The organism is Micropruina sp., assembly GCF_047607385.1.
Taxonomy (GTDB): Bacteria; Actinomycetota; Actinomycetes; order Propionibacteriales; family Propionibacteriaceae; genus Micropruina.
Map to the genome: position 1 here is coordinate 1 of NZ_JASGDE010000167.1, position 10830 is coordinate 10830.

At 70.2% G+C, this 10830-nt stretch carries 9 protein-coding genes and 2 tRNA genes; 9 read left to right on the forward strand and 2 right to left on the reverse strand.

Features of this window, described 5'->3' with window-relative positions; translation table 11 throughout:
- Nucleotides 1–535: ATP-binding cassette domain-containing protein (locus QM582_RS14635; protein WP_415085604.1), on the forward strand; the 535-nt coding region annotated here is incomplete at its 5' end.
- Nucleotides 536–638: 103 nt separating this feature from the next.
- Here QM582_RS14635 and QM582_RS14640 read toward each other — a convergent pair.
- A complete protein-coding gene (locus QM582_RS14640) occupies nt 639–1613 on the reverse strand; it encodes an NAD(P)H-quinone oxidoreductase (protein ID WP_415085606.1) in 975 nt (324 codons plus the stop codon).
- A gap of 149 nt (nt 1614–1762) precedes the next feature.
- On the opposite strand from QM582_RS14640, the gene QM582_RS14645 reads away from it, so the two are divergent.
- Nucleotides 1763–1847 (forward strand) — tRNA-Ser (locus QM582_RS14645).
- A 1-nt stretch (nt 1848) separates the two neighbouring features.
- Nucleotides 1849–2295 (forward strand): hypothetical protein, encoded by a 447-nt coding sequence (locus QM582_RS14650; RefSeq protein WP_415085608.1) that lies wholly within the window; start codon nt 1849–1851, stop codon nt 2293–2295.
- Nucleotides 2296–2315: 20 nt separating this feature from the next.
- Here the strand turns inward: QM582_RS14650 and QM582_RS14655 are convergent, their stop codons facing one another.
- Nucleotides 2316–3890, reverse strand: a complete 1575-nt coding sequence (locus QM582_RS14655) for an LCP family protein (RefSeq protein WP_415085609.1) — start codon at nt 3888–3890, stop codon at nt 2316–2318.
- 232 nt (nt 3891–4122) lie between these two features.
- Here QM582_RS14655 and QM582_RS14660 point away from each other — a divergent pair, with 232 nt between their 5' ends.
- The 6 genes from QM582_RS14660 (at nt 4123) to QM582_RS14685 (ending at nt 10719) form a co-directional block, all read left to right on the forward strand.
- Entirely contained in the window at nt 4123–5721 is a 1599-nt protein-coding gene (locus QM582_RS14660; RefSeq protein ID WP_415085611.1) for a hypothetical protein, read from the forward strand.
- 63 nt (nt 5722–5784) lie between these two features.
- Nucleotides 5785–5877, forward strand: a tRNA-Ser gene (locus QM582_RS14665).
- A 538-nt stretch (nt 5878–6415) separates the two neighbouring features.
- Entirely contained in the window at nt 6416–7348 is a 933-nt protein-coding gene (cysK, locus tag QM582_RS14670) for a cysteine synthase A (protein ID WP_415085612.1), read from the forward strand.
- A gap of 91 nt (nt 7349–7439) precedes the next feature.
- Nucleotides 7440–7916 (forward strand): hypothetical protein, encoded by a 477-nt coding sequence (locus QM582_RS14675; protein ID WP_415085614.1) that lies wholly within the window; start codon nt 7440–7442, stop codon nt 7914–7916.
- Nucleotides 7913–8227: a transcriptional regulator gene (locus tag QM582_RS14680; RefSeq protein WP_415085616.1), complete on the forward strand. Its 315-nt coding sequence runs from the start codon at nt 7913–7915 to the stop codon at nt 8225–8227. The genes QM582_RS14675 and QM582_RS14680 overlap by 4 nt, the downstream gene beginning before the upstream one ends.
- A gap of 80 nt (nt 8228–8307) precedes the next feature.
- Nucleotides 8308–10719 (forward strand): ATP-binding cassette domain-containing protein, encoded by a 2412-nt coding sequence (locus QM582_RS14685; protein WP_415085617.1) that lies wholly within the window; start codon nt 8308–8310, stop codon nt 10717–10719.
- Nucleotides 10720–10830: the final 111 nt, after the last annotated feature.

Here is a 10830-nt window from a genome sequence, read left to right on the forward strand (position 1 = left end):
GGAGCTCCCGCTCGACCTACTGCGCACCGAGGTGGCGCTGGTCACCCAGGAGCACCACGTCTTCGTCGGCACGGTGCGGGACAACATCGTGCTGGCCCGTGACCAGCAGCTGACCCCCGAGCAGGGCGACGCCGCGGTGGTGGACGCGTTGCAGGCGGTGGACGCGCTGGGCTGGGTGGAGAAGCTGCCGAACGGGTTGGACACCGTGCTCGGGCACGGCCGGACCGAACTCACCCCGGCGCAGGCGCAGCAGGTGGCGCTGGCCCGACTGGTGGTCGCCGACCCGCACACCCTGGTGCTGGACGAGGCGACGTCCCTGATCGACCCGCGCACCGCCCGTCATCTGGAGGGGTCGATGGCGGCCCTGCTGGAGGGCCGGACGGTGGTCGCCATCGCGCACCGGCTGCACACCGCCCACGACGCCGACCGGATCGCCGTGGTGATCGACGGACGGATCGCCGAGCTCGGCTCGCACCACGAGCTGCTGGAACTCGGCGGCGAATACGCCCGGCTCTGGCACACCTGGCGTTCCTGAACCGTCGGGGACGGTTCTCGAGGTGCGATTTTCGACGGTTGGGGACGGTTCTCGAGGTGCGAATTTCGACCGCCGAGAACCGTCCCCGGCGGGCGGTCCCCGGTCAGCGCCAGGTCAGGATCAGCTTGCCGACTGCGTCGCCGGAGGCCAGGTGGCGGTGGGCCGCGGCGGCGTCCTCGGCGGGGAAGCGGGTCTCGGTCGCCGGCTTGATCCGGCCCGATTCGACCAGCGGCCAGACGGTGCGGGCCACCTCGGCGCAGATCGCCGCCTTCTGCGCGGCGGGACGCCCGCGCAGCCCGGTCGCGGTTACCGATGCCCGCTTGGCGAGGAGTTTCCCCAGGTCGAGGGTGCCGGTGCGGCCACCCTGCAGGCCGATCACCACCAGGCGTCCGTCGGCGGCCAGGGCGTCCACATTGGGCGGCAGATATTTGGCGCCCATCACGTCCAGGATGACGTCGGCACCGTGCCGGTCGGTAGCCCGGCGCAGCGCGGCCACCCAGTCGTGGTGGTAGTCGAAGGCGTCCGTGGCGCCGAGTTCGCGACACAGTGCCCGCTTGTGCCGGCTGCCGGCGGTGGCGAACACCCGGGCACCCGACGCGACCGCGTACTGGATCGCGAACGTGCCGATACCGCCGGTGCCGCCGTGCGCCAGGAAGGTCTCGCCCGCGGACAGCCCGACCAGGCTGAGGTTCGAGGTGACGGTGGCCGCCACCTCGATCAGTCCGGACGCCGTGACCAGGTCGACCCCGGCCGGCGGACGGATCACCTGGCCGGCCGGCACCGCGACGTATTCGGCGTAGCCGCCGCCGGTGAGCAGAGCCACGCACGCGTCGCCGGGCTGCCAGTCGGCGACCTCTTCACCCACCGTGTCGATCACGCCGGAGACCTCCAGTCCGAGGATCTCGCTGGCCCCGCGCGGCGGCGGGTAGCGTCCCTCGCGTTGCAGCAGGTCGGCCCGGTTCACCCCGGACGCCGCCACCCGGACCAGTACCTCACCGGGCCGGAGCGGGGGGACGGGTACCTGGGCGAGATGCAGAACCTCCGGACCGCCGAACGACTCGGCCACCACTGCGCGCATACTCCCAGCCTGGCACTCCGGGGCCGGCGGTGCTCCGATTCCGGCAGCTCGCACCAACCGCTCGCCTAACTATTTGCCGCTCGCCGAACTCGGCGAGCGGCAAATAGTTAGGCGAGCGCGGGGAGGGGGCCACTAGGATGTTGGCCCCGGGCGAGGTCGCATAGTGGACTAGTGCAGCCGCCTTGAAAGCGGCCGAGCGGAAACGCTCCGTGGGTTCGAATCCCACCCTCGCCGCGTGTCCTCCCGTACCCATGTGCTCACTCCGCCGTTGCCGCTGCGCGCCGTGGCGGTCGCGGCCGGTCTGGCCGTGGTCGGTGCCGTCCTGATCGTGCTGCCCACGGCGCTGCAGTCTCCGGCCGCGGTCGGGGTGATCGGCTGGGTGCTGCTGGCGGCCGCCGTCGTCCTGCTGGTCGCGGCCGCGGTGAGTTGGCGGCGGATGCGGGTGGTCGTCGAGTTCACCGACGACGGCTACCTGATCACCGGACCCGGTTCGCGCGAGGAGGGACGCTGGGCCGACGTCACCAAGGTGACCCAGGCGCCGACGTCCCTGACCATTCACCACGGTGCGGAGCGCCGGGTCCGGCTGGTCAGCCAGCGTGGGGTGACCGCCGAACTGGTGCATCTGACCGGTGACCTGACCCGGCGACTGGACGCCAGTCGCGGCTACCACGGCCAGCTGTAAGTCGGGCCGGCCCCCGTCCGCTACTTCTGCGGGTGGTAGGCGCAGGAGTCGTTGAGGTTCTCCGACTTGCTCGAGGACGACTTGGTCGGCTTGGCGGTCGCGGACTGACTCGGCGAGTTGGTCGGCGCGCTCGGGCTGCCGGTCTTGCCGCTCTCGGCCTTGTCGGCCTCCTTCAGCGCCTGCTGGACGCGGCGTTGCACCGCCGGCCAGGGTGGGTTCGAGCTGACCCAGCCGGCCACCCCGGGCTGGAAGACCACGCTGTGCAGGTTGGTGTTCTTCACCTTCAGCGCCAGGTCGATCATCTGCGGCAGCATCCGCCGCGGAATGTCGGTCTGGATCGTCTTGGAGCCGGCCGAGGCGATCTTCTCGAAGTTGGTCAGCACCGCCTGCGGGGTCGCCTGCTGCACCACCGCGTTGATCACGCAGCGCTGCCGCTCCATCCGGCTGTAGTCGCCGGTGGTCAGGCCGTAGCGTCCACGCGCGTACCAGAGCGCCAGCCGACCGTCGAGGTGCTTATTCGGACCCGGATCGATATAGCCCGTCGGGGGAACGCCCTCGGTGGTCTTGCCGCCGATCGGGATCCGGTAATTCACGTTCAGCGTGACCCCGCCGAGGGCGTTGATGAACTGCTTGAAGCCGTCCATGTTGATGATCACGTAGTAGTCGAGCTTGCCCAGCCCGAGCGCCTCGCCGACGCCCACCTTCATCACCTCGGCGCCCAGGTTCTTCACCTTGTCGCCGAGCAGGTTCCGGGGAATCCGAGGCGGGATGTTGTTGTACATCGCGTTCAGGAAGTAGTCGCTGTTCGCACCGTTGGACCCGTCGTAGAAGCCGTTGGGGTAGTACTTGTGCAGCGGCGAGTCCTTCGGGAACGGGATCCGCGCGGTCTGCCGGGGCAGTGAGAACAGCGTGCTGACCCCGGTGCGGACGTCGATCGAGGCCACCATCACGGTGTCGGCGCGCAGGCCCAGGGCCGGGTCGCGGTGGGTGCCGGAGTCGCCGCCCAGCACCAGGACGTTGATCCGTTCCTTGTCGCCCCAGGGGTTGGTCGGCCCGGGAGCACCCGAGGTGGTCGGGTCGGCGGACGGCTCGTCGTCGGAGAAGACCGTGCCCAGGAACTCGGCGGTGGAACGCGAGAACTCGGCACTCACCGCCAGCGGTGCGGCGACGGCCAGCGACAGCACCCCGACCAGGATGCCGCCGGCCACGCGCTGCGACGCCGACGGATTCGCCGGCCGCAACGCCAGATGGCTGGTGGCGATGATCGTCACCCACACCACGGCCAGCACCAGCAGGCCGACCGCAACACCGTTCAGGACGTCCACGTTGGTGGCCAGGGTGGTGATCCGGTCCCGTCCGGCCGTGCCCAGGTAGACCAGTCCCAGCAGCATCGCGGCGAACACGCTCATCACCACGGCGCCGGCGACCCGGCGTCCGGCATGCCACAGCCCCAGACCCGGAATCAGGGTGCCGAGCGCCGTCCAGGCCAGCGACCAACGGAACCGTCCGGCGTCCGCGGCACGCCGAGGCGGCGCGGCTTCCGAGTCCGTTCCGTCCTCCAGCGGTTCGGGCAAGCCGCGTTGGGGTTCAGTCATTCGATCCTCTGTTCCGGTCTTGAGACACGCCGATTGTAGTTGTTGACTTCGTTCGCCAACCAACGCCGGGTTGAGGGTTGACGCCCGGCCGGATCGGAATCTACTCGCCCGCTGTTCAGGCGACGGACGGGCGCCGGTCGGGAGCCGTTCATCGGGGACGGCTTCACTGGCCGTTCGGTGTCCACGGCCAGGTGGTTGACGCATGCATGCAGGGTTCGGGCGGGGTCGCGCCGTGACCTGGCCGGTCATCGCGGCGGCGCTGGGGACGATCGCGTCGCTGGGTTATCTGGTGAACGGCAACATCCGTTACGAGGTGGGGGTGGTCCGGGTCTCCGGCTATTCCGCGGCGGAGACTTTCACCCACCGTCCGATCGTGTTCCGGTTGCTCTCCGCCGCCCAGTCCTGGCTGCCGGAGCTGGCCAGTTCGCAGGCCGGGCCGGCGGGGTCCTGGACGCGGGTGTGGGTCTTCGAGGCGGGGTTCCGACTGGTGGCTGCCGGGTTGGCGGCGGCAGCGGCGTCCCTGCTGTGGCTCGGGCTGCGTCGACGTACCGGCTCGATGGCCTGGGCGTATGCGCTGGCGGTCTATGCGGCGCTGGTGTTCACCGCACCCGCGACCGGTGAGCCGGACTGGATGGCGGCGCTGCTGGCGGTGGCCGCGGTCGGTGCCGGGCTCACCATGCGGCCCGGATTCGGCGGGGCCATCGCCGGGGTGCTGCTGGCGCTGGCGGCGTTGGTCAAGATCAGCACCGCGCCGATGGCTGCGGCGGCGCTGCTGATCCTGTGGGCGATCGACCACCGCCGGGGATGGATCGCCACCCTGGCGACCGCCACGGCGGGACTGCTCGGCGTCGGCCTGATCGGGTGGCTGGCACCGTTCGAGATCGGTTGGCTGCTCGACATCCGCGCGCTGCAACCCGACCCGTGGACCTGGGAGAACGCCACGGCGGCGGGCCACTACCTGATGAACCTGGCCGCGCGCTGGCCGGTGGTGACCCTGCTGCCCGCCTACTTCGTCGGCGTCCGGCGCGGCGAGGGCCGGACGGCGTGCGCCGGGCTCGTCCTCACCGCGTTGGGCGTCGTCTATCAGGGCCAGTACTTCATCTACCACGGGATCGGTGTGGCGGTGCTCAGCGCGGTGCTGGCAGTGCGCACCGTGGCACGATCCCGGGCCGGGTTGCGTTGGCCGTTGCTGGTGCTGTCGGTGTGGACCCTGGTGCTGTTCGTGCTGCCGGCGGCATGGCGGGTCGAGCACTGGATCGCCCTCTACCTGGTCACCGGGTGCTGGGCGTTCGGCCTTGCGGCCGGGCAGTGGCTCGCGCTGCGGCGTCCCGCTACCCGGTCGGAGGCGGCGTCGACGGTGTGGGCGGCGGGGTTGGTGCTGGTGTCGATGCTGGCTACCCAGACCCCGGTCTCGGCGGAGTCGCTCACCCTCAAGGCCGCCGGCCGGACGTCGTGGGCGGAAGGCGTCGCGCTGCGCGGTGAACTGGAGCACGCCGAACAGATCCACCGGCTGGTCGGCGCCGACACCCGGGTCGCCTACCTCGCCTTCGGGGACACCAGCTACCTGCTCGGCAACCCGACCCGGTGCCGTTACCCGTCCGCGCTGTTCCTGCAGCGAGACGGTGCCGACCGGCTGGTCTCGGCAGCGACCCGCGCCGAGAGCCTCGGCTGCCTGACCGACCCCGAGGCGCGCTGGCTGGTCTGGGACCGGAACTGGCTGCACCGCAAGGGCGCGCCGGACGACCTGCTCGCCACCATCGACGAGAACTGGGCCTGCGAGTCGGCCGCCGTCGTCGGCGGCTACACGCTCTGCCCGAGGCGGACCGGATGAGGTGCTTCGGGACGCGGCTTTGGCGTAGCCCTCCCGGCTGGAGTACGCTCAGACCTCGGCTGAGGAGGCGTCGCCTAGTCCGGTCTATGGCGCCCGCCTGCTAAGCGGGTTTGGGTTTATCGCCCATCGCGGGTTCAAATCCCGCCGCCTCCGCCACTGATTGAGAACGGCGCCCTCGCGATAGCGGGGGCGCCGTTTCGCGTCCCTTCATGGTCGTCAGCCGGCGACCGATTCCGGACGCCGTTGAGGCGACCGAGGCGGGACGACCCTGAAATCGGTCGCTGATCGACGGCGGCGGCGGGTCGTCACGCGACCAGAGATCCCATGCGTGGCTGGTGGTCGGCCGACCGGGCTCCACCTTCCGACGGCCCGGCGAACCCCTTCGGCAAAGGTGCTACCATTTCGGCATGTTCGCCGGACGAGTCGTACCCGCTGGGGTCCTTGTCGACGGCCGAATGTGTTGTCGCTGTCGTTGAGCGACCCGACCGCACCCTCCCCGCTGGCGGCCTGACCGGCGTCCGACGAATCTCCCCGGCAGCTGCCGGTGATCCAGCCGCGACCCGAGTCTGGACGCCGGGCGTCCGGCCCGAAGGGTTCCCTCCCGCTCCCTCCCGATCAACCGGACGCCGGCCCGCTCCCGCACCCGTCGACCACCGACACCATCGACCACCGCAACCATGAGAGGAAAGAACCGATGGCCTACTTCAAGAACGCGACCGAACTGATCGGCCGCACCCCACTGGTCCAGATCAACCGGCTCTACGGCGACAGCCAGGCGATCGTGCTGGCCAAGCTCGAGTACTACAACCCCGCGAACTCGGTGAAGGACCGGATCGGTGTCTCGATCATCGATGCCGCCGAGGCGGACGGCTCGCTGCAGCCCGGCGGAACCATCGTCGAGGGCACCTCGGGGAACACCGGCATCGCGCTGGCCTGGGTCGGCGCCAGCCGTGGCTACCGGGTGATCATCACCCTGCCCGAGACCTTCTCCAAGGAGCGCCGGGCGGTGCTGCGGGCGCTGGGCGCCGAACTGGTGCTCACCCCGGCCGCGGACGGCGTCCCGGGTGCCAATGCGCGCGCCCAGGAGATCGCGTCGAGCATTCCCGGTGCGATCCTGGCGCGTCAGTTCGAGAACGCCGCCAACGTCGAGGTCCATCGCCGCACCACGGCCGAGGAGATCTGGGCCGATTCCGAGGGGGCGGTGGACATCGTGGTGTCCGGGGTGGGCACCGGCGGCACCATCACCGGCGTCGGCCAGGTGCTGAAGGAGCGCAAGCCGAGCGTCCAGATCTATGCCGTCGAGGCCGCCGAGTCGGCGGTGTTGTCGGGCGAGCCGAAGGGGCCGCACAAGATCCAGGGCATCAGCGCCGGCTTCGTGCCGCCGATCCTGGACCGCGGCGTGATCGACGGCATCATCAGGGTCACCTCCGACGACGCCATCGAATGGGCCCGGCGGGTGGCCAAGGAGGAGGGCCTGCTACTGGGCATCTCCTCCGGCGCGGCGCTGCGGGCCGCCGCCGACCTGGCCGCCGATCCGGCCAACGCCGGCAAGACCATCGTGGTGGTCACCCCGGACTGGGGCGAGCGCTACCTGAGCACGCCGCTGTACGCGGACCTGCTCGACTGAATCCGGGCGGCACCGGAGCTCGATAGTTGGTTGCCTTTAGTTCAACCAAGTGTGATGCTTGAACCAGAGGCAACCAACTGCGAGGTGCGCTATGACCGACAACGGCATTCCCGATCCGGCCGAGGCCCGGGCGAGCCTCGACCAGGTGGCGCAGAGCCGTCGGGCCGCGGTGCGGGTCACCCGGCGTCCGTTCTGGTTGGACGCCGCACTCGCGCTGGTGGTCGGCATCGGTGTGACGCTCGGCTTCGGCGGTCAGGTGATCGCGGCGCTCGTCGTCCTGGTGGCCGGCTGCGCGGGCGTCCTGGTTGCCGAACGAAAGGTGGTCCGGCGGCAGGGTCAGGTCTTCGACCGGCGAGCGCTGGGTGCCCGGATGTGGCGGTTCGCCGTGCTGTACGTCGCGCTCGCCCTGCTTCGAATGGTGGAGGTTCCCGCAGCCTGGCAGCTCTGGTTCGCGATCGCCGGCGGCCTCTTCGGAGCGGTCGGGATCCTTGCCTGGCTGCGCTGGGAGGACCGCTATCAGGGACGCCGGCTCGCCGCCGGCGACTACGACAGGTACGACCTGCTGTGAACTGGGAGCCGATCACGCCGCGGTTCGACGAGCTGATCCATTTCCCGACCCGGCTACGGATGATCGCGGCGCTGGCGACGGCGAGCGAACTGGAGTTCAGCGCGTTGGAGGACTCCCTGGGCATCTCCACCTCGCTGCTGTCCAAGCAGTTGAAGGTGCTGGCGGACGCCGGCTACGTGGCGCTGGAGAAGCGTCCCCAGCCCTTCGGCCGGCCGCGCACCTGGCTGCGGCTGACCGCGTCCGGCAAGCTCGCCTATCTGCAGCATGTCGCGGCGCTGCGCGCATTGGTGGGGGACGTCGACCAGGGCTGAGAGTGACCGGGGCTGGGAGCGACCGGCACTAGGGTGGTCAGCCATGGCCGCCCGGCCGTCCTGACCACCCGGGAGCGACGATGGTTTCGACAGGCTCAACCCACGCGACAAGCTCGGCTTCGGCAAGCTCGACTGGGGGAGGACATCTCGCCGACAGCCACGATCTGATCCGGGTGCACGGCGCCCGCGAGAACAACCTCGGCGACATCAGCGTCGAGATCCCGAAGCGTCGGCTGACCGTGTTCACCGGGGTCTCCGGCTCGGGCAAGAGCTCGCTGGTGTTCGGCACCATCGCCGCCGAGAGCCAGCGGCTGATCAACGAGACCTACAGCGCCTTCGTGCAGGGCTTCATGCCCACCCTGGCCAGGCCGGACGTCGACCTGCTGGACGGGCTGACCACCGCGATCATCGTCGACCAGGAGCGGATCGGCGCCAACCCGCGCTCCACCGTCGGCACCGTCACCGACGCCAACGCGCTGCTGCGGATCCTGTTCAGCCGGCTCGGGCAACCCCACATCGGGCCACCCAACGCGTTCTCGTTCAACGTGCCGTCGGCGTCCGGCGGCGGTTCGGTCACCGTCAAGCGCGGCGAGAAGACCATCGCCGAGAAAGCGTCGTTCAGCATCTTGGGCGGCATGTGCCCGCGCTGCGAGGGACGCGGCAACGTCACCGAATTCGACCGCACCGCCCTCTACGACGAGGACAAGACGCTCAACGAGGGTGCGTTGCTGGTGCCCGGCTACTCGATGGAGGGCTGGTACGGGCGGATCTACCGCAGCTGCGGCTTCTTCGACCCGGACAAGCCGATCAGGCGCTTCACCAAGCGGGAACTGCACGACCTGCTCTACAAGGAGGCCACCCGGATCAAGGTCGAGGGCATCAACGTCACCTACGAGGGGCTGATCCCGAAGATCCAGAAGTCGATGCTGGCCAAGGACGTGGACGCCATGCAGCCACACATCCGGGCCTTCGTGGAGCGGGCGGTCACCTTCACCGACTGCCCGGACTGCGAGGGCACCCGGCTGGCGCCGGAGGCGCGCTCGTCCAGGATCGCGGGGATCAACATCGCCGACGCCTGCGCGATGCAGATCACCGACCTGGCCGCGTGGATCCGCGGGCTCGACGAGCCGTCCGTCGCCCCGCTGCTGGAGGGGCTGCGGGACACCCTGGACTCGTTCGTCGAGATCGGGCTGGGCTACCTGTCGCTGAGCCGTCCGTCCGGGACGCTGTCCGGCGGCGAGGCGCAGCGCACCAAGATGATCCGGCATCTGGGTTCGTCGCTGACCGACGTCACCTACGTGTTCGACGAGCCCACCGCCGGGCTGCACCCGCACGACGTGGCGCGGATGAACGACCTGCTGCTGCAGCTGCGCGACAAGGGCAACACGGTGCTGGTGGTGGAGCACGAGCCGGAGACGATCGCGATCGCCGACCACGTCGTCGACCTCGGGCCGGGCGCCGGATCGGCCGGCGGCCAGATCTGCTACGAAGGCACCGTCGAGGGGCTGCGGACCAGTGACACCGTCACCGGACGCCACCTCGGCGACAAGGTGTCGGTCAAGGAGTTTGTGCGGACGCCGTCCGGCGCGCTCAGCATCCGGGGCGCCACCGCCAACAACCTGCAGGACGTGGACGTCGAGATCCCGCTCGGCGTGCTGGTGGTGGTGACCGGGGTGGCCGGGTCGGGCAAGAGCTCACTGGTGCACTCGTCGATCCCGCTCACCGCCGGGGTGGTGTCGGTCGACCAGAGCCCGATCCGCGGGTCGCGGCGCAGCAACCCGGCCACCTACACCGGCCTGCTGGACCCGATCCGCAAGGCGTTCGCGACCGCGAACAAGGTGAAGCCGGCGCTGTTCAGCGCCAACTCCGAGGGGGCCTGCCCGGCCTGCAACGGCGCCGGGGTGATCTTCACCGACCTGTCGGTGATGGCGACGGTGTCGACCACCTGCGAGGCCTGCGAGGGCAAGCGGTTCCAGCCGGCGGTGCTGGAGTACACCTTCGGCGGCCGCACCATCGCCGAGGTGCTGGCCATGCCGGTGGCCGAGGCGGCCGCGTTCTTCGGCTCCGGCGACTCGAAGGTGCCGGCGGCGTCCGCCATCCTCGGACGCCTGGCGGACGTCGGGCTCGGCTACCTGAGCCTCGGCCAGCCGCTCACCACCTTGTCCGGCGGCGAACGGCAGCGACTCAAGCTGGCCACCCACATGTCCACCAAGGGCGGCACCTACGTGCTGGACGAACCCACCACCGGGCTGCACCTAGCCGACGTGGAGAACCTGCTCGGGCTGCTCGACCGGCTGGTCGACGCGGGCAAATCGGTGATCGTGGTGGAGCACAACCAGGCGGTGATGGCGCACGCCGACTGGATCATCGACCTCGGCCCGGGCGCCGGCCACGACGGCGGCCGGATCGTCTTCCAGGGCACCCCGGCCGACCTGGTCGCGGCGCCGTCCACGCTCACCGGTAAGCATCTGGCCGCCTACGTGAACGGCTGATCCACACCCCGCTGGTCGAGCGTGTCGAGACCTCTCGCGCCCGAACCGCATCTGACCCGCACCCCGCTGGTCGAGCCTGTCGAGACCTCTCGCGTCCGACCCGGTCTCGAC